The sequence below is a fragment of the Pseudomonas sp. IT-93MI4 genome, assembly GCF_949767635.1.
Taxonomy (GTDB): Bacteria; Pseudomonadota; Gammaproteobacteria; order Pseudomonadales; family Pseudomonadaceae; genus Aquipseudomonas; species Aquipseudomonas putida_A.
This window is the reverse complement of the sequence record NZ_CATKPP010000011.1, coordinates 483,597-502,889: the sequence shown is the minus strand read 5'-3', so window position 1 is coordinate 502,889 and position 19,293 is coordinate 483,597. Positions and strand designations below refer to the sequence as shown.

Genomic DNA, 19,293 nt, shown 5'->3' with positions numbered 1-19,293 from the left:
AGCGGCTCAACGTACGCGAAATTCTGGAGGGGCGTAAACAACATCGACCAGCAGGGCTGGTCGATGCTTGTAACGATCAGCCGTAATTAAACGACTGGAGCACGCCAGTCATCGGAACCCGAAGTACCGGATACTTCGTGGGTCCAGGTGATTTTGCGGTAGGTGAACTGCACTTCTTCCAGGTGGGTGAAGTGCGAGTTGCCTGGATCCTGGCAGTTGTGCATTTTGTTGTTGATGGCGACGATGATCGCGTCTTCCAGTTTGGTGGTGTAGTAGTGCTCTTGAGTACCTTGAGCAGAAGTACGGTACCACTGGATAACGATTTCGCTCATGCGCTCGCCGGAGGTCAGAGCCGCTTGCAGCAGAGGCGAAGCCTTGTCGTAGACCTTGGTGATGATCACTGGCTTGTGAACGCGCTGACCGGTTGGCTGACCGGATTGTGGGTCACGCGGGATGATCACGTCGTGGCTGAAAGCCTGAACCATAACCTGGTCTTCGTGGCCTTCCTGGTAGGTGTTGCCAACGGAGTCGGCGGTGAAGGCGCCGGCAGTGATCAGGCCTTGTTTTTCGCCGGTAACCGACATGTACGCTGGTGTTGCCATGGGGTGCTCTCCTTGCGGATAAATTTAGGGTGCCCGGGAGGCGAAATCGCCCGGTGGGTGCCTGACTGTTATCAAGGAGCGTGCCAGGTTTGCCGAAGGTCCCGGCAGCCGGGGGTGAAGCGGCTCTAGCCTGCGTTATGACCGATGTTTTTTGCTGAATCGAGAGGGAAAGTGCGCAACTTCTTGCGCAGTACTGCGCAAGAAGTTGCGCACTTAGCTGTAAGCCACGCCAGTCAAGGCCTGCAGCGCGATAAATCGCCTTTTTCACCGAACAAGTGCGCAAGAAGTTGCGCAGTAAGGCCAAGGGCCAGCGTCGAGCGTTGCGTCTTGTTGTCGCGACTGCGCTAGAGGCAACATTTGATTCTGTGGCGAGGGAGCTTGCTCCCGCTGGAGTGCGCAGCGCTCCCAAAACGAGGACCGCTTTGCAGCCCAGCGGGAGCCAGCTCCCTCGCCACAGTCAGAACAGTTTCAGGTCCAAAACCTGGGCGCACTCCTCAATCGAACGCCGCTGCGTCTGGGCATACAACCCCAGCTCATCAATCGTCGCGCGGCCCAAGGCCTGTTCAAACGCCTGACGGTTCGAGTGCTCGCCATAGTGCGTCTGCGCCGCGTCCCCAAGGTTCGACTGAAAAATCCCCGCCGCACTCACCGGCAGGAAATCTTCGTACACCAACGGTTCAGCTTTCACATGGCCCTCACGGAGCAAATCCTCCAGCGATGCCGACGTGAGGCTACCCGCTGTCAGGCCTTTTTCGGTAGGGAAGTAGCGAAAATACGCTAGCTCCTGTTCGCGCATGCCTTCGACGCTGTCAGGAAACTCGCCAAAGTGCTGGGTCATCAGCTCGTTGTAGCGTGCGGCGTTACCTTCGTTGGGGAAGTCACCGAGTTCATCGCGGGCGGCATTCAGCAAACGGTCATACAGCGCTCGCCCCTTGGGAGTCAGCGCCGCACCGCGTTGTTCGATTTCGCCGAAGCGCGCGCTGTGGCTGCCACGGGTGTTGTGCTGGTCGGTGAAAGTGATCGGCTCATCCAGCGCTTTGAAACTGGTCTGGCGCAGCAGGATGGGGCAGTGCCGACGCGGCGGCCCTTCGATTACCGCTTTCGGGGTGATGCCATGCACCGGCATTTGCGCCTGAACCTTGTCGATGTCCAGCGTGCGCGGGGTCAGGTGGTTGATGTGCGGGCCTTTGAACGCCACCACATCGGCGATCAGACGGTGCTGAGCGCTGAGGGTCTGGTACTGCGCGGCGGTGACGGTTGCGCTGTGGTGCCAGCGAAAGGTCTCCAGGGCCTGCAGGACAAATTCCTCCGCTTCAGGCTCATTCAGCCCACCCGCTGACTCAGCCTGCTCGATCAGGTGCAAGACAGCAGGGGTAAAGATCGAACGCTGATTCAGTACCGATTCGGCAAACGCGCGCAGCTCGGGATCTTCGATCAGTTCCAGACGCAGCAACGAAGTGAACACCCGAAACGGACTGACCTGCAGCGCCGCTTCATGCACCGCGCGAAACGCCGTGGAGTGTACCGGCACACCCGCCGGGGTCAGGTCGTAATAACCCACCGGTTGCATGCCCATCACCGCGAACAAACGGGCGAGGGTCGCCAGCTCTTTGCCGGTACCGACGCGAATCGCGCCGTGGCGCTCCATGTCCAGCCGTTCGATTTCACCGGTGCTGTCGAGCTGCCGTGCGATGTCCGGCTGAGCCGCCAGCACTTCGCGATTGGTCTGTTCCACCAGTTCCATCAGCGCGCCGTACAGCGGCACTTCTTCGCGGTACATGTCGGACATCGCTTTGGAGAAGCGTTGGCGGATCAGGTCGGGGCTGACGAAAGGCTGCACGGTCATGAAAAAAATTCCTGCCACGGTCACGGTTTGGATGGAGGAAAAGATCGCAGCCTTCGCCGACGGCGGCAAACGAAGAATCCTACGAACTTCATTCTGCCAACGACTGATCCACCAGTTCGATCCAGTGCAAAACCTGGGTGCGCCCGGCGCCGGCCAGATGATTCTGGCAACCGATGTTGGAGGTGACGATAAGGTCCGGGCGATCGCTCTCCAAGGCGTTGAGGCGGTTGTCGCGCAGTTGCCGGGCAAGGGTCGGTTGCGTCAGCGAATAGGTGCCGGCCGAACCGCAACACAAATGCCCGTCCCGCACCGCCGTGAGGTTGAAGCCCAGCCGGGTCAACAGTGTCTCCACCGCGCCGCCGAGTTTCAGCGCATGTTGCAAGGTGCAGGGGCAATGCACGGCGATCCGGCGTTGGCTGGCGGCGCACAGTTTCTCCAAGGGTTCCCGGACCAGGATCTGTACCAGATCCAGCGTCCGTTCGCTGATCTGCCGCGCCTTGTCGGCGTAGCGCGGATCCTGTGCCAGCAAATGCCCGTAATCCTTGATGAACGCGCCGCAACCGCTGGCCGTCTGCACGATGGCTTCCGCGCCGTTTTCCAGGTGCGGCCACCACGCGTCGATATTCTGCCGCGCGCGGTCGAGGCCCTTGGCCTGGGCGTCGAGGTGATAGTCCAGCGCGCCGCAGCAACCGGCCTCGGCCACCGGCGTCACGCTGATCCCCAACCGATCGAGCACCCGCGCCGTCGCATCATTGGTGTTCGGCGACAGGCCCGGTTGCACACAACCCTCGAGCAGCAGCACCCGCCGTGCATGGCGCGGCGCTGGGCGTGTGCCAGACGCTGGCGAGCGCTGGGGCAATTTGCTTTCGAACAGGCGCGGCAGCAAAGGCCGGAACGTCGTGCCGACCCGCAACAAGCCCTTGAACACCCCGGGATTCGGCGCCAGTGCACGCAAGCCCTCGCGTAACAAGCGCTGGGCAGCGGGGCGCGGCACCGCCTGATCGACCACCGCACGGCCGATGTCGAGCAGGTTGTGATAGTCGACACCGGAAGGGCAGGTGGTTTCACAGTTGCGACAGGACAGGCAGCGATCCAGATGCAACTGCGTCTGCTCGGTGGCCGGCGCGCCTTCGAGCACTTGCTTGATCAGATAGATGCGCCCGCGCGGCCCGTCGAGCTCATCGCCGAGTAACTGATAGGTCGGGCAGGTGGCGTTGCAGAACCCGCAATGCACGCAGGTGCGGAGGATTTTTTCCGCCTCGGCCGCACGCGGCAGTTGTCGGGACTCTTCGCTGAGGGTGGTTTGCATGGCTAGAACTCCGCGTACATCCGGCCGGGGTTGAACAGCCCTTGCGGGTCGAGTTGCGCCTTGAGTTGCCGGTGATAACGCATGAGCGCCGGGGCTAGCGGCTGGAACGGTGTGTCGCTGGCACCATGGGTAAAGCAGGTGGCGTGGCCGCCGAGTTCCTGGGCGAGGATTTGAATGTGTTGGTGATCGGATTTCAGCCAGCGTTGCGCGCCGGCCCAGTCGAGCAACTGCTGGCCGGGCAAGTCCTGCGGCCCGAGATTGTTCGGCAGTGACAGGCGCCACAGCGGCAGACCTTCGTCGAAAAAGCTCAGGCGTTGCTCGTTCAGGTCGCGCCAGAACCTCGAATCCAGCAGCTCGCCGCCGAGTCGTTGATGCGCGGCGGTGACCGAGCCTTCGCCGCCCTCAAGGCGCAGATACAGGCTTTGCCCGTCATGGCAGGCGCCGCTGATCGGCAACGGCTGCTGGCCCCATTCGGCCAGTCTGGTCAGCGCCCGCGCGCAGTCGATATCGAGGCTGATGCTCAGGCATTGACGCGGTTTCGGCAGGACTTTCAGCGAGACTTCGGTCAGCACCCCGAGACAACCAAAACTGCCGGTCAACAGGCGTGAGAGGTCGTAGCCGGCAACGTTTTTCATCACCTCGCCACCGAAGCGAAGGTGCTCGCCGAGGCCGGTGATGACCCGGGTGCCGAGGACAAAATCGCGCACCGAACCTGACCATGGCCGCCGTGGCCCGGACAGTCCGCTGGCGATCATCCCGCCCACCGTGGCGCTGTCGCCGAAGGCCGGCGGCTCGCAGGGCAACATCTGCCCGGCCGCGTCGAGCGCCGCGAGCAACTCGCGCAGCGGTGTGCCGGCGCGCACGCTGACCACCAGTTCCGTCGGTTCATAGCGCACGATGCCGCGATGTGCGCGGACGTCGAGCACTTCACCGGCCACTTCGCGGCCGAGAAACGCCTTGCTGTTGCCGCCCTGAATCTTCAGCGGCGTGGCGTTGGCCCGGGCCTCGTTGACCTGATCGAGCAGCGCGCCGCTGGCGTCGAAATCAGCCATCAGAAGCGCTCCAGATCGGGGAATGGCAATTGTCCGGCATGAATGTGCATCGCACCGAATTCGGCGCAGCGATGCAGAGTCGGGATGTTCTTGCCGGGGTTGAGCAGACCTTGCGGGTCGAACGCGGCTTTGACCGCGTGGAACAGGCTCAGCTCAGCGCTGTTGAACTGCGCGCACATCTGATTGATTTTCTCGCGGCCGACCCCGTGTTCACCGGTGATGCTGCCGCCAACCTGCACGCACAGTTCGAGAATCTTCCCGCCTAACGCTTCGGCGCGATGCAGTTCGCCGGGCTGGTTGGCGTCGAACAGAATCAGCGGGTGCATGTTGCCGTCGCCGGCATGAAACACGTTGGCCACGCGCAAGCCGTATTCGGCGCCGAGGCGGGCGATGCCGTGCAACACGCCGGGCAATTCGCGGCGCGGGATGGTGCCGTCCATGCAGTAGTAGTCCGGCGACAAGCGGCCAATCGCCGGAAAGGCGTTTTTGCGCCCGGCCCAGAAGCGCACGCGCTCGGCTTCATCGCGGGCCTGCCGCACTTCGCTGGCGCCGGCCTGGAGCATGACCTCGCGCACCCGCAGGCAATCGTCGTGGACATCGGCTTCGACGCCATCGAGTTCGCACAACAGAATCGCCTCGGCATCAACCGGGTAACCGGCGTGAATGAAGTCTTCAGCGGCGCGGATCGCCAGGTTGTCCATCATTTCCAGGCCCCCGGGAATGATCCCTGCGGCGATGATGTCGGCCACGGCGCGGCCAGCCTTTTCCACCGAGTCGAAACTGGCCAGCAAGACCTTGGCGAGCTGCGGTTTGGGCAGCAATTTGACCGTGATTTCGGTGATGATCCCGAGCAATCCTTCGGAGCCGGTAAACAGCGCCAGCAAATCGAAACCCGGCGCATCGAGGGCGTCGCTGCCCAGCGTCAGACGTTCGCCCTCGATGCTCAGCACTTCGATTTTCAGCAGGTTGTGCACGGTCAGGCCGTACTTGAGGCAATGCACGCCACCGGCGTTTTCCGCGACGTTACCGCCGATCGAGCAGGCGATCTGCGACGACGGATCCGGCGCGTAATACAGGCCGAACGGCGCGGCCGCCTGGGAAATCGCCAGATTGCGCACCCCAGGTTGCACCCGCGCGGTACGGGCCGTCGGGTCGATGTGCAGAATATTATTGAAACGCGCCATCACCAGCAGCAGGCCTTTTTCCAGCGGCAGCGCACCGCCCGACAACCCGGTGCCAGCACCCCGGGCCACCACCGGCACGTTGTGTTGATGGCAGAGCTTGAGCAGGGCCTGCACCTGATCGAGCCGTCGGGGCAGGGCGACCAGCATCGGTGTGGTGCGATAGGCCGAGAGACCGTCGCATTCGTAAGGCTTGAGTTCGTCTTCACGCCAGAGCAGGTCGAGATCCGGGAGGGCGCGCTGCAGGGTTTTCAGCAACTCGGCCTTGTTCACCTCCGGTAGCGGGCCATCGAGGCGTTCGTCGTAGAGAATGTTCATTTCACACAACCTTCTGCCAACCTTAATTCTTTGGATGAAGACTTAAGGTGGTGAGGAAATTCATTGTGGTGAGGGGATGAATCCCCTCACCACAAGGATAGTGTTGGGTTTCATCGCTGGTTTCCCAGAAACTCCCGATACAACCGCGCGGTATTCCCCGGTTGTTCGACCATCGGCATGTGCCCGACGCCATCCCACACTTCGACCCGCAGATTGGCGATGCCCTTGCTCCACACCGGCACGCTGCTGACGTCGATCAAGCGGTCCTTGCGCCCCCACAGCAGCAGCGCCGGGCATTTGATCTCGGCCAGTTTCGGCTCCATGGGTGGGCTGGCGCGAAAGTCGCGGAAGATCTCTTCCAGTTCATCACGCTGGCGTTCGTATCGCTGGGCGATGGCGTCCAGCACCAGCCCGGGCACCCACGGCGGCGAGGCCATGGTCATCGCATAAAACTGGCGGAACTCTTCCCGGGAGTTGATCAGGAACGGGTTATGCCCACGGGCGAGGTGGCGCTCCATGTCGCTGGCCTGCGGTGCAGTGACGCCGGCCGGGTCGATCAGCGCCACCGAGGCGATCCGCTCCGGGTAAGTTGCTGCCAGCCATGCCGCGATGTAGCCACCCATCGAGTTGCCGATCACGTGGACTTTCTCCACGCCGCACACGTCCAGCAGCTGGATCATGCGCTTGGCCTGCAGCGCAATGTCGTAGCCGCCACCGGCCTTGAACCCGGTTTCCCCATGACCGGCGATGTCCGGAATGATCACCCGGTACTGGCGGACAAAATGCCTGGCGAAGCGCAGCCACAGATTCTTCTCGGCGCTGTAGCCGTGCAGCATCAGGATCGCGCTGGCTGCTTCATAGGGACCACCCTGCCAGGTCGAGACGGTCATTTCGGCAATCGGCACCTCGATTTTGTGCAACTTGTACAACTTGGCCTCGAGCGCCGTGCTGAGGTCGTACAACCAATGCCCGACCGCCGGGTAACTCAACCAGCTCCAGGCCACGAAAACCGCGAGAGCGACAAACAGCACAAGCATCGACGTCTTCCTTTTACGTGTTCAGGACAGAATGTGGTCAGCCGGTTTCAGCGTCCGGGTCAACCGGTAGTAGCTGAAACTGAAGCCCGGAAATATCGCGATCACATGACCGCTCTTGCTCTGATACCAACTGTGACAGCCGCCGGACTTCCACACCGTGCGTTCCATCTCACGGTGGATCATTGCAGTGTAGGTACGTTCCGCTGCGGGGCGCACTTCGATGCTGCGCAGGCCTTTTGACTGCAGGGTGTGGATGCAGTCGAGGATGTAGTTCATCTGCGCTTCGATGATGAACAGCGCCGAGGTATGCCCGATGCCGGTGTTGGGGCCGGTGACGATAAACAGGTTGGGAAAGTCCGGCAGGCTGGTGCCCAGATAGGCGCGCGGGTACTGCGCCCAGACGTCCTTGAGTTGCACGCCGTGCTTGCCGGTCACCGGGTAGGAGACCACGCCGTCGGTGGCGTCGTAGCCGGTCGACCAGACGATCAGATCGACGTCGATGTGCTGGCCGTCCGTGGTGGTGATCCCGGTTTCATCGATTTCGGCGATGCCTTGTTCGCGGCTGTGCAACGTGACGTTGGGCCGGGTCAGCGCCGGGTAATAGGTGCTGGACAGCAGAATGCGCTTGCAGCCGATGGTGAAGTCCGGGGTGAGTTTTGCGCGCAATACCGGGTCCGGCACCTGTTGCTTGAGAAAACGCAGCGCCTGACGCTGAACCAGGTGAATCGCCGGTTTCGAATATTTGAAGGCGATGACCCGGGTTTCGAATTGCCAGTAGAGCAGCCAGCGCAGCAGCTTGTAAGCCGGTTTCACCCCCAGCAGCCAACGCTGGAAAGGCCCGAACGTGCGATCGGCGCGCGGCAGCACCCAATGTGGCGTGCGCTGGAATACGTGCAATTGCTCGACTTCGGCAGCAATCGCCGGAATCACCTGGGCGGCACTGGCGCCGCTGCCGACAATGGCCACGCGTTTACCGCGGTAGTCGTAGCTGTGATCCCAATTGTTGGTATGAAAAGTCTTGCCCTCAAAGCGATCCTGGCCGGGGAAGGGCGGGATCACCGGTTGGCTCAACGGCCCGGAGGCGTTGATCACGAACTGCGCGTAGAAAATCCCTTTGCTGGTGTGCACCGCCCAGCGCTGTTCGGCGTCGTCCCATTCGATGCGTTCGACGTTGGTTTGCAGCGCCACGCGCTCGCGCAGGCCGAAGCGCTCGATGACATGTTCGGTGTATTGGTGCAGTTCAGCCTGGGCGGCGAACATCTGCGTCCAGCGGTACGGCGCGAAGGACAGCGAATACAGCGGCGACGGCACATCCACCGCCGCGCCGGGGTAGGTGTTCTGGCACCAAGTGCCGCCGAGGAAGTCGCGTCTTTCCAGCAGGCGAAAATCGTCGATACCGGCCTTGAGCAAATTGACCGCCGCACATTGGCCGCCAAATCCGCTGCCGATGATCAACACTCGGTAGGTCTGCATGGGCCTCCTTCTTATAGTCGTTTTTCCGTTTTCGTCCTTTCAGGTATAGCTAAAAATTTGCCCTGTGCGCGACGGCGATGGCGCGGTATTCAGCGGCTGGCCGGTGATAGCTATTTAACGGCTGCCTGTTAGACTTCCAGCACATCCGTCTGACGGTGTGCGCAGGTTCCGTTGAGTGGTCGAGGCCCTTATGCGAAACAAGGGGGGAAAGGGACTTTCATTGGCCAGGAGGCTTTATACATCGCGAACCCTCGGGCTGGTGCTGGGGCTGTTGTGCGTGAGCGCGGCGATGTACCCGCTAGACCCGCCGCTGTGGGTCTGGGCGTTGATGCTGTTCAATGGCCTGCTCTGGCCGCACCTGGCGTTTCAATGGGCCCGTCGTGCCAGCGTTCCTTACCATGCGGAACACCGCAATCTGTTGGTTGATGCCTTTATGGGCGGCTTCTGGGTCGCCGCCATGCAGTTCAATCCGCTGCCCAGTGCCACCACCATTTCGATGATGGCGATGAATAACGTCGCCATCGGCGGATTACGTTTTCTCGCCGCAGGCCTGGCGGCGCAGATCCTCGGTATCGGCGTCGGCCTGGTGGTTTTCGCCCCGGCGTTCATCCCGCAAACCTCGCCTCTGCAGCTTTATGCCTGCCTGCCGTTGCTGATGCTGTACCCGCTGGCGCTGGGCTGGATCTGCTTTCGCCAGGCCTACACGCTGGGCCTGCACAAGCGTGAGCTACTGGCCCTGAGTCGCACCGACAGCCTCACCGGACTGCTCAATCACGGCGCGTGGAAGGATCAACTGGAAATCGCCTTTCAACGTTGCCGCCGGCAGCAGCAGGGCGCAGCGATCGCGTTGATCGACATCGATCACTTCAAGGCGATCAACGACACCTACGGGCATGTGGCGGGTGACATCGTGCTGCGCCAGTTGAGCAAAATGCTCAAGCAGAACCTGCGCGCTGCGGACGTCGCCGGGCGCTATGGCGGCGACGAGTTTTGCGTGATCCTGCCTGACCTGCCGCTGTTCAATGCCGCGCAGGCCATGGAAGCCTTGCGCGAGCGTTTCGCCACCCTGGGTTACGAGCAGAACCCGGCGCTCAAGGTCAGTCTGAGCATTGGTCTGGCGGCTTACGAACCGGCACACGGCGACGCGACCCGTTGGCTCAATGATGCGGATCAGGCGCTGTACGAGGCCAAGGCGAGCAGGCGCAATCGGGTGATCTGCAACAGTGATGATCTGCCGAAGCAGGAACTGCTCGATTCGGTCTGACGGCCCAGCACAATTTCCTCCTACAGGTGTTCGGTGTCGGCCGCAGAGATGTCGCATCCGGTATAGAGCCTTGCGTCGATGTCAGGTACGGTTCAATTCCCCCCGACGCGAAACAAGGATCGATTCATGACGTTCTCATTTTCCCGCTCGCTGCTGGCCGCCAGCCTCGGCCTGTCCCTCGTCCTCAGCTCCGCCAGCGCCTTCGCCGAACCGCACAAGCAAGTGCTGGCGGATGCCGAGCAGTATCAGCCCGAAGCCCTGAAACTGCTGGAACGGCTGGTCAACATCGACTCCGGTTCCGGTTATGAACCGGGCCTGAAACAAGTCAGCGAGATCGCCATCGATGAGCTGAAGAAGCTCGGCGCCACCATCGAGCTGGTACCCAATACCCCGGAAAAATCCAACCACGTGCTGGCGACCTTCAAGGGCACCGGCAAGGCAAAAATCCTCTTGATGGCGCACATGGACACGGTGTTCAAGGAAGGCTCCGCCGCCGAGCGCCCGTTCCGCATCAAGGACGGCCGCGCCTACGGGCCGGGGGTGATGGACGACAAGGGCGGCATCGTCGCCGGGATCTACGCGCTGAAAATTCTGAAGAACCTCGACTTCAAGGATTACGCGCAAATCACCTTTTTGCTCGACGCCAGCGAGGAAACCGGTTCCGACGTCGCCACCGACCTGATCAAGAAAACCGCCAAGGCTCATGACGTGACCCTCAACCTCGAACCGGGGCGTCCGGCCGATGGTCTAGTGGTGTGGCGCAAAGGCAGCGCGACGGCGCTGGTCGAGGTCAAAGGCAAGGCGGCGCACGCCGGAGTCGCGCCGGAACTGGGGCGGAACGCGGCGATGGAAGCGGCGCACCAGATTCTGCAACTGGGCAAACTCGGCGACGAAGCGAAGAAAACCACCATCAACTTCACCGTGCTCCAGGCCGGTGATCGCACCAACGTGATCCCGGATCACGCCACCGCCAAGGCTGACGTGCGTGCGGCGGTGCCGGAAGAGTTCGACCGGATCGAGAAAGACCTGGCGCGAGTGTCGCAGGACAAGCTGATCGCTGAAACCGAAGTCACCACCAGCCTCAAACGCGGACTGCCACCGATGCCGCAAACGGCGGAGTCGGATCGCTTGATGGCCATGGCGCAAGGGATTTACGGCGAGATCGGCCGCAAGCTGACCGAAGAGGGCAGTGGTGGCGCGGCGGATGCCAGCCTGTCCGCCGGGGTGGGTACGCCGACGCTGGACGGTTTCGGGATTGTCGGCGGCAATATTCATACGCCGGAGGAATACGCCGAAGTGGCGAGTGTGACGCCGCGGATTTATCTGTTGTCGCGGATGATCATGGAGTTGGCCAAGCGCTGACTCCCTCGGTTTGGCGGTGCTGCAACTGACGTCTTCGCGAGCAAGCCCGCTCCCACAGTGGATCTGTGCCGAACACCAATGCTGTGTTCACTGAAAGATCCATTGTGGGAGCGGGCTTGCTCGCGAAGGCGGCGGGTCAGGCTAAATGGGTGTTGAATGTGCCGACGTCATCGCGAGCAGGCTCACTCCTACATGGGATCTGTGTCGAACACCAATGCTGTGTTCACTGAAGATCCACTGTGGGAGCGAGCCTGCTCGCGAAGGCGGCGGGTCAGGCTAAATGGGTGTTGAATGTGCCGACGTCATCGCGAGCAGGCTCACTCCTACATGGGATCTGTGTTCAACACCAATGCTGTGTTCACTGAAGATCCACTGTGTGAGCGAGCTTGCTCGCGAAGAGGCCAGTCCTGACCGCAGCTTATTCCTTGACGCTCATGTATTCCTTCGCCCACAGAATGTAATCCTCAGGCTGGGTGTAGGTGTGCGTCAGCTCGGTGGCGCTCAGGTCCGAGGCCTGGGTGAAGATCTGGCGTTGTTCGCGCAGGCTGTCGTAGGTCGCCTTGATCGCGGCGAAGTAGGCGCCGTGGCCGTCGATGGTCACGCGCACCCCGAGTTCGGCCAGGCGCTTGTCGTCGCGCAGCGCCGGGTTGCCGTAGGTCACCAGCATCAGCGGGACCGTCAGGTGTTCGGCGATTTGCTCGAGCTGATCGAAGTCCTGCACCCCGACCATGCAGATGCCGTCGGCACCGGCGGCCTGATACTGCTTGGTGCGGCTGATGATTTCCTGATTCGGCAGAATGCCGGCATTGGTGCGGGCGATGATTGCCATTTCCGAATCGACCCGGGCTTCCAGCGCCGCGCGGATCTTGCCGACGCCTTCGGCGACCGAGATCAGGTCGGTGGACTTACGGCCGAATTGCGCCGGCAGCAGGGTGTCTTCGATGGTCAGGGCGGCGACGCCGGCGCGTTCCAGTTCGACGATGGTGCGCATCACGTTGAGGGCGTTGCCGTAACCGTGGTCGGCGTCGGCGATCACTGGCAACTGGGCAACGCGGCCGATGCGGGTGGCCTGTTCGGCGAATTCGCTGAGGGTGATCAGGGCAAAGTCGGGGGCGCCCAGCACCTGCAGCGAGGCCACGGAGCCGCCGAGGATCCCCACTTCAAAACCCAGGTCGGCGGCAATGCGCGCGGACATCGGGTCGAACACCGAGGCGGTGTGGTAGCAGGTGTCGGAAGCCAGCAATTGACGGAAGTTACGGCGCAAATCTTGATGGGAAAGCCTGGTCATACGAGTTCCACCAATACAAAGGAATGGAACGGCTTGAGCAAAGGTGTCAACGCCGAAGAATGAAAAGGCTATCACGCGAATGGGTCAAGGTTCATGACGAATTTGCGAGTGAGGCGTTGATGAAGGATCCAGCGGCTGAAAGGTTTCATCGGCAGTCAGCGGATTTTCACTGGCTAAACCGCAGATCAGGCCGCTACCGCCTGTTGCTGTTGCCTGGGCAGCAGCACGGCGCGCACCGAATTGCCCGGTTGCAGTTGCAGGCGCTTGGCGGTGAGGCGGTCGACCACCAGGGTATTGCCGACCAGACGACCGGGGGCCACGGTGATGCGGCAGTTCTCCAGGCGCCGGTTGTGGATCAGCCACAACGGTGCCTGATCGTCCGGCGTGCCGAGACTCAGGGTCAGCGCCAGGCTGTCGCGCACGGTACGAATGTTGCCGATCGGTGCTTCGATCACCGGGCCACCGTCGAAGATGTCGATGTAGCCCTTATGCACAAATCCTTCTTCGCGCAGGATCTTCAGCGCGGGCTCGGTATTGGGATGCGCCTGGCCGATGGCCGCCTGTGCCTGTTCGGTGAGCATGCAGGTGTACAACGGCTGGCGCGGCATCAGTTCGGCGATGAACGACTTGTTGCCCAGACCCGACAAGTGGTCAGCATGGCTGAAGTCCATCTGGAAGAAATGCCGGCCCAGACTGTCCCAGAACGGCGAGCAACCGAGTTCATCGGCACTGCCGCGCAGTTCGGCGATCATCTTCTCGCCAAACAGTTGCGGAAACTCGGCCACGAACAGCAGCCGCCCGAGCGACAGCAGCCGGCCATTGTTGCCATGGCGTTGCTCATGCTGAAGGAACAGCGAACACAGTTCCGACTGGCCGGTCAGCTCGTTATTGAGAAACAGTGTGGGGATCTGCCGCGAAATGCCCAGATCCGGTGCCGAACTCACGGTCAGGCCGACTCGGTAGTTGTACCACGGCTCGCGCAGGCCTACCGCGCCGGTCAGGGCGCTGACGCCGACCACCCGCAGGTCGTCATCTTCAAGCACGAACAGATAATCGGCGTCGGCCCGTTCCACTTGTCCGGAAAACGCGCGCTGGGCCCAACGCACCCGGTGGGCGAGGCGATCCTCATTGGCCGGGAGGGTGGTGAACCCCGGGCCGGCCTGTTGCACCAGAGTCATCAGTGCTGGCAGGTCGCTGACTTTGACCGGACGGACGATCATGCGGTAACTCCTTGTACGCGCCGGTTCGGGCACTGTCGTTGGGTATGCAACCGGGCGCGGTTCACAGGGCGGTCAGCCTGATCGTGCAGCCATCGGTGACCTTCAGCGCCGCGCACAGGGCCGGCGTCAGCGACAGCGGTTGATCGGGCTGGTAATCCAGTTCGGCGACGATGGCCCGGAAGCCATGCAGCGCGTCGTTGCTCAGCAGGTAATGGCCGCGGGCGTCGATCTGCGCCTGCTCGCGCACGCTGGCGGTCTGGCTGTGGGCGATCGAACGGATGTTCGCGGTGCGCGCATACAGGGTCGGACCGGCGTCGAACAGGTCGATGTAGCTGTTGGTTTCAAAGCCTTCGCGTTCGAGGATGTCGAAGGCTTCCTGACCGTCCGGGTGAATCCGGCCGATGCATTCCTGTGCTGCCGGGGGCAGCATCGGTACGTAAATCGGGTATTGCGGCATCAGTTCGGCGAGAAACGTGCGGCTTTGCAGGCCGCACAGGCGCTCGGCCTCGACGTAGGGCAGGTCGAAGAAGTGTTTGCCCAGTGCGTCCCAGAACGGCGAATGACCGTTCTCATCGCTATAGCCGACGATCTCGGTGATCACCGCATCGGCAAAGCGTTGTGCGTGAGCGGCGATGAACAGCAGCCGTGCCCGCGACAGCAATTCGGAAAAGGCGCTGCGCACCAGCGCGTTGTCGATGTGAAAACCGCGCAATAGCGTGTGTCCGCTGAGATCGTGACACAGCGACAGCGCCGGCACCCCGTGCTCGATGTTCAGTTCCCGCGAAGCACTGGTGAAGTGGCGATTGCGCAAGCTGTAGAACGGTTCGTTGAAACCGGCCGTGGCGAGGATCTCCGAGCAACCGACCAGCCGTTGAGTGTCGAGGTCTTCCAGCACGAAGAAGTAGTTCTCCGGGCCTTGCGCCTGAATGTCGTTGTCGAACGAGGCACAGGAGCCGGCGATTTTTTCGCGCAGGCGTTCGACGTCGTCAGGCAGCGACGTGACGCCGACCAGGCTGTCGCGGGCCAGCTGCTGCAATTGCGGCAGGTCGGTTGTCTCGACTGGGCGTAAGACCAGCATGGATGCACTCCTGTATCAAAGGGTCCGGTGATCCCACCGAACCTGACTATCACTGTCGGTTGCCACGCTTTAAAGCGGCGGTCGCCTGATTTGATGTCAGACGCCGCTCTTTTTCTTGTCAGCCATTGCTCGGGTCAGGCAGCGCTGTGCTGGCGCCGAGCTTGTTCAGGAAGAACAGGTACACCAGACCCAGCGCAATCCAGATCAGGCCGAGTTTTTGCGCATCGACGCCCATGTTGTACATGATGGCGGCGACGATGATGAAGCCGATCACCGGGCAGATCAGATGGCGTACGACCTGACCGGACTTCTGCCGACGCCAGTAGTAGTTGATCACTGTCAGGTGCAGCAGCATGAAACCGCTGAGGGCACCGAAGTTGACCAGCGAGGTCAGGGTGTCGACCGAATTGATGAACAGGTAGCAGATCACCAGCGACAGCACCGCCACCAGATAAATGCTCAGGTACGGGGTGTTGTGCTTCGGGTGCACCTTGGCCAGGACTTTTGGCAACTTGCCATCGCGGGCCATGCCGAACAGCAGGCGCGACACTGCCGCTTGCGAGGTGATCGCTACTGCGACACCCCAGGCCAGCGCGGTCGCCACCCCGGTCAGCGTCGCCAGCCAGCTGCCAGCGGCGATTTCGGCGATTTCATAGAATGCGGTGTCGGCGGACTTGAAACCCATGCCAGCAGCCAGATCGGTGGCGATCCAGGTCTGTACGACGAAAATCACGCCCATCACCACCAGAGTGATCAGCGCTGCGCGGCCGACGCTGCGGCCCGGATCGCCCTTGATTTCTTCGGCGAGGGTCGAGATCGCATCGAAGCCGAGGAATGACAGCACGGCAATCGACACCGCTTGCATCAGCAGGGCGAAATTGAACGTTTCCGGGTGATACAGCGGCGCCAGGGTCAGCTCGCCGTTGCCGCCGCCGTTGTGCAGGGCGTTCCAGGCGTAGAACAGGAAAATCCCCAGCACCACCAGCTGTGCCAGCAGGAAAATGATGTTCATCCGTGCGGTGAAGGTGATGCCGCGCAGGTTGACGAATGTCGCGCTGACCAGAAACGCCAGAATGAAGCCGACCTTCGGAATGTCCGGGTACAGATGGTTCAGGGCCATCGCCGCGTAGACGTACAGCAGCGGTGGAATCAGCAGATAGTCGAGCAGCATCAGCCAGCCGGCGATGAAGCCGACGTGTTGATTGAGGCCGCGTTGCGCGTAGGAATACACCGAACCGGCGACCGGAAACGCCTTGGCCATGCTGCCGTAGCTCAGCGCGGTGAACAGCATCGCGACCATGCCGATGATGTAGGCCAGCGGCACCATTCCGGGCGCCTCGGCATTCACGTAGCCATACACGCCGAAGGGGGCGATGGGGATCATGAAGATCATCCCGTACACCACCAGGTCGGTCAGTGTCAGGCTACGTTTCAACTCCTGTTTGTAGCCGAACTCTTCTATTTCCATGAAGCGCAACTCCTTGTCAGCCTATCCAGCGTTTTAGTTGTTATGTCGATCCATCGTTACAGCGTCAGCAGTCTTGCAGCATTCTTTACAGCAGCGGTGCCAGGCGCTCGGCCCACAGCGAAACCGCTTCCGGGCTGCGCAGCAGATCGTTGCGCACCTCGATCAGCACCGACTCCAGCCCCCGGGCATCGCCGTGCACTGGCACGGTCATGTCGCCCAGCGGATCAACCCGGTACGGCTGGTTGCCCGCGACGTTCAACGGGTGCTGGCCGAGGCCATCGATCACCCGTTGCGCATAGGCGCCGGCCTGACCGAACAGCACGCCGACTTCCAGTGAGCGCGGCTGGCCGTAATACACCGGGGTAAAACTGTGAATCCCCACTACCCGTACTACCTGGCCTTGTGCAACGCGCTGGTCGATCAGGGTCTGCAGCCGGGCGTGAAACGGTTTGAACAGGGTCTGGCGCCGGTATTCGCGCGTGGCTTCGTCCAGCTCGCGGTTACCGGGCACCTGATAAATCTCGCTCTGCCCCGGAATGCTGTCGGGGGCATGTCGGGGCCGATTGAGGTCGATCAGCAGCCGTGAATAGTTGGCGCTCAACAGCGTTGCCCCGAGTGTCTCCGAGAGCTTTTCGGCCAGTTGCAGTGCGCCGATGTCCCAGGCGATGTGTTCGCGCGCGGCGGCATCGTCCAGGCCCAGATTGTTCAGGGCCTCGGGGATGTAGCGGCTGGCGTGCTCGCACACCAGAATCAACGGATGCGATGAATCTTCGCGGCTCAGGTTGTAGACCGGGCGGGTGTACAACCCCAGCTCGGCGGATTCAGTACAGGCGTGCATAGTGCTCACACAGGTCAGCGGGCGAGAGCTGTTCCGTCAGCGCCAGTTCCTCGGTTTTAAGGGCGTGGTACGTGTCGAGCAACGGCTTGGGCAGCCATTGATTGAAGGCTGCACTGTCACGCAGGCAATCCAGCGCCTGGGCCAGCGAGGCGGGTAGGGCCACAATGCCCCGGGCCTTGCGTTGCTCGTCGTTGAGTGAATCGGGAATTTCATCGGTGATCGCGTTCAGCGCCAGACGCTGTTCGATGCCCAACCGTCCGGCAATCAGCAGCGCGGCCATTGCCAGATGCGGCGAGGCGGTGGCGTCCATCGCGCGGAATTCCAGGTTGTACTGCGCCGCCACGGATTTGCCGCCCAGGCTCACGGTCGGACAAATGCGCAGCGCCGCTTCACGGTTCTGCTGCCCCAGACACGCATAGGACGCGCTCCAGTGGTGTGGCTGCAAACGCTCGTACGACACCGGTGTCGGCGCGGTGAATGCACACAGCGCCGGCAGATAATGCAGGATCCCGGCGGCCCAATGCTGGCCGAGGGTCGATAGACCGTTGCTGGTGCCGGCGTCGTAGAGCAGCGGCAGACCTTGCAGGTCGAGCAGGCTGACGTGCAGGTGCACGCCGTTGCACACCGCGTCAGCCTTGGTTTTCGGCGCGAAACTGACGTCGACGCCCATTTGTCGGGCGATTTCGCGGGTGATCTCGCGCACGTTGACCGCACGATCCGCCGCCGCCACGCCGAGGGTCGGCCGGCAGGTGATTTCGTATTGGTGCTTGCCGTATTCGGGCAGGAACATTTCCGGCTCAACGCCACCCGCGCGCAGAGCGCTGAGCAGCCAGCCGCCGAACTCGGCCCCCTGACGCTGGGCTTCGAGGGAAAACGCCAGATGCTCGGCGAAGCCGGCATGCAGGTTGAATTCGTGTTCGAACGCCGCGTTGACCTGCAAACCGAGGTCGTCGCGATAGCGCTCGATTTCATCGCGCAACAACGTGCGCGGGCAAGCGCTCCACGGCCGGCCATCGGTCTCGCGGATGTCGCCATGGATGAAGTCCAGCGCCGGTGCTGCGGCGTCCGGGCCATTACCGACCGTCACGCGACTGGCCAGATCGGGAATCAGCCGCAAATCACCATAGGCGCCCCATGGGTTGGTCGAGGCGATGATGTCCTGAGGCGTCAGTGCGCTGTTGGCTGGCACCCAGCCGCACCCGGCCGCTTGATAATGTTCCAGCTGATCGGTGGGAAACGAGCGGCCACGGGTGATGCCGATCAGGTCGGTGGTGACGATGGTGGTCATCGGCAACGGCGTCAGGCGCTCGCTCATGGACGCATCTCCTGCAAGCGGCCGAGCACGGTTTGTGTGTCAGTGATCCAGCAGTAACCCTTGATCGCGTTGAGGCAGGCGTCATGCCGCGCCGGGGTGTAGGTGGCGCAGGCGTCTTCGACCAGCGTCACCAGATAGCCACGGTCGGCGGCATCGCGCACGGCCATGTCGACGCACTGGTCGGTGACGATGCCGGCAATGATCAGGTGGCGGGTTTCGAGGTTGCGCAGTACGTAATCGATGTTGGTCGAGTTGAACACCCCGGACGAGGTTTTCGGCAACACGATTTCGTTTTCCACCGGGGTCAGGTCGTCGATGATCCGCGCCTGGGTGCTGCCCTTGGGCAAGTGCATGTCCGACAGTTTGTGATCCAGCGAGCGGTCGCGACCGTCGGCGGTCAGGCTTTCGATAATCGTGTGCAGCACATTCTGCCGCGCTTCGCGAAAGGCACTGAGCAAGCGGCGCTGGTTGGGCACCACCTGCATGTGCGCGCGGGTCAGGAAATACTCGGCATCCGGGCCGTTCAGGTGCGGGTCGAACTGCGGTTCGAGCCAGGCACGCTGCATGTCCACCAGCAACAGAGCGGTGTGACCGGTGACGAACGGCAAATCCCGCGGCGAGCGGTGGGGAAGACTGAACATC

At 62.0% G+C, this 19,293-nt stretch carries 16 protein-coding genes; 2 read left to right on the top strand and 14 right to left on the bottom strand.

The window, feature by feature from the left end:
• Nucleotides 1-86: 86 nt before the first annotated feature.
• The 7 genes from ACM6I7_RS09520 to ACM6I7_RS09490 all read right to left on the bottom strand — a co-directional run bounded on the left by ACM6I7_RS09520 (nucleotide 87) and on the right by ACM6I7_RS09490 (nucleotide 8,818).
• Nucleotides 87-602: an Hcp family type VI secretion system effector gene (locus ACM6I7_RS09520; RefSeq protein ID WP_003226246.1), complete on the bottom strand. Its 516-nt coding sequence runs from the start codon at nucleotides 600-602 to the stop codon at nucleotides 87-89.
• 457 nt (nucleotides 603-1,059) lie between these two features.
• Nucleotides 1,060-2,448, bottom strand: a complete 1,389-nt coding sequence (locus ACM6I7_RS09515) for a VOC family protein (protein ID WP_414888444.1) — start codon at nucleotides 2,446-2,448, stop codon at nucleotides 1,060-1,062.
• A gap of 88 nt (nucleotides 2,449-2,536) precedes the next feature.
• The gene (gene glcF / locus ACM6I7_RS09510; RefSeq protein ID WP_414888443.1) at nucleotides 2,537-3,757 is read right to left on the bottom strand and encodes a glycolate oxidase subunit GlcF; all 1,221 of its coding nucleotides are present in this window, start codon (nucleotides 3,755-3,757) and stop codon (nucleotides 2,537-2,539) included.
• A 2-nt stretch (nucleotides 3,758-3,759) separates the two neighbouring features.
• Entirely contained in the window at nucleotides 3,760-4,809 is a 1,050-nt protein-coding gene (glcE, locus tag ACM6I7_RS09505) for a glycolate oxidase subunit GlcE (protein WP_414888442.1), read from the bottom strand.
• The gene (gene glcD, locus ACM6I7_RS09500) at nucleotides 4,809-6,308 is read right to left on the bottom strand and encodes a glycolate oxidase subunit GlcD (protein ID WP_414888441.1); all 1,500 of its coding nucleotides are present in this window, start codon (nucleotides 6,306-6,308) and stop codon (nucleotides 4,809-4,811) included. Before glcD ends, glcE begins: the two co-directional genes overlap by 1 nt.
• Before the next feature lie 110 nt (nucleotides 6,309-6,418).
• Entirely contained in the window at nucleotides 6,419-7,345 is a 927-nt protein-coding gene (locus tag ACM6I7_RS09495) for an alpha/beta fold hydrolase (RefSeq protein ID WP_330206986.1), read from the bottom strand.
• A 21-nt stretch (nucleotides 7,346-7,366) separates the two neighbouring features.
• Complete coding sequence (locus tag ACM6I7_RS09490) at nucleotides 7,367-8,818, bottom strand: flavin-containing monooxygenase (RefSeq protein ID WP_414888440.1); 1,452 nt, start codon at nucleotides 8,816-8,818, stop codon at nucleotides 7,367-7,369.
• Between the two features lie 190 nt (nucleotides 8,819-9,008).
• Between ACM6I7_RS09490 and ACM6I7_RS09485 the strand changes: the two genes are divergently transcribed.
• Nucleotides 9,009-10,082 carry a diguanylate cyclase gene (locus ACM6I7_RS09485; protein ID WP_414888439.1) on the top strand — a complete coding sequence of 358 codons (1,074 nt, stop codon included), beginning with the start codon at nucleotides 9,009-9,011 and terminating at the stop codon, nucleotides 10,080-10,082.
• Nucleotides 10,083-10,208: 126 nt separating this feature from the next.
• Entirely contained in the window at nucleotides 10,209-11,444 is a 1,236-nt protein-coding gene (locus tag ACM6I7_RS09480; RefSeq protein WP_414888438.1) for a M20/M25/M40 family metallo-hydrolase, read from the top strand.
• A gap of 418 nt (nucleotides 11,445-11,862) precedes the next feature.
• Here ACM6I7_RS09480 and ACM6I7_RS09475 read toward each other — a convergent pair whose 3' ends face one another.
• The 7 genes from ACM6I7_RS09475 to ACM6I7_RS09445 form a co-directional block, all read right to left on the bottom strand.
• Nucleotides 11,863-12,732, bottom strand: coding sequence for an isocitrate lyase/PEP mutase family protein (locus ACM6I7_RS09475; protein ID WP_007968750.1), 870 nt, complete (start codon nucleotides 12,730-12,732; stop codon nucleotides 11,863-11,865).
• 185 nt (nucleotides 12,733-12,917) lie between these two features.
• Nucleotides 12,918-13,952 (bottom strand): arginine N-succinyltransferase, encoded by a 1,035-nt coding sequence (astA, locus tag ACM6I7_RS09470; RefSeq protein ID WP_027611635.1) that lies wholly within the window; start codon nucleotides 13,950-13,952, stop codon nucleotides 12,918-12,920.
• 61 nt (nucleotides 13,953-14,013) lie between these two features.
• Complete coding sequence (locus ACM6I7_RS09465; RefSeq protein ID WP_103367677.1) at nucleotides 14,014-15,030, bottom strand: arginine N-succinyltransferase; 1,017 nt, start codon at nucleotides 15,028-15,030, stop codon at nucleotides 14,014-14,016.
• Nucleotides 15,031-15,148: 118 nt separating this feature from the next.
• A complete protein-coding gene (locus ACM6I7_RS09460) occupies nucleotides 15,149-16,498 on the bottom strand; it encodes an APC family permease (RefSeq protein ID WP_027611637.1) in 1,350 nt (449 codons plus the stop codon).
• A gap of 85 nt (nucleotides 16,499-16,583) precedes the next feature.
• Nucleotides 16,584-17,336 carry an N-formylglutamate amidohydrolase gene (locus ACM6I7_RS09455; RefSeq protein ID WP_414888437.1) on the bottom strand — a complete coding sequence of 251 codons (753 nt, stop codon included), beginning with the start codon at nucleotides 17,334-17,336 and terminating at the stop codon, nucleotides 16,584-16,586.
• Complete coding sequence (locus ACM6I7_RS09450; RefSeq protein ID WP_123588369.1) at nucleotides 17,320-18,651, bottom strand: glutamine synthetase; 1,332 nt, start codon at nucleotides 18,649-18,651, stop codon at nucleotides 17,320-17,322. The genes ACM6I7_RS09455 and ACM6I7_RS09450 overlap by 17 nt, the downstream gene beginning before the upstream one ends.
• Nucleotides 18,648-19,292 carry an isochorismatase family cysteine hydrolase gene (locus tag ACM6I7_RS09445; protein WP_027611640.1) on the bottom strand — a complete coding sequence of 215 codons (645 nt, stop codon included), beginning with the start codon at nucleotides 19,290-19,292 and terminating at the stop codon, nucleotides 18,648-18,650. Before ACM6I7_RS09445 ends, ACM6I7_RS09450 begins: the two co-directional genes overlap by 4 nt.
• Between the last annotated feature and the right edge of the window lies 1 nt (nucleotide 19,293).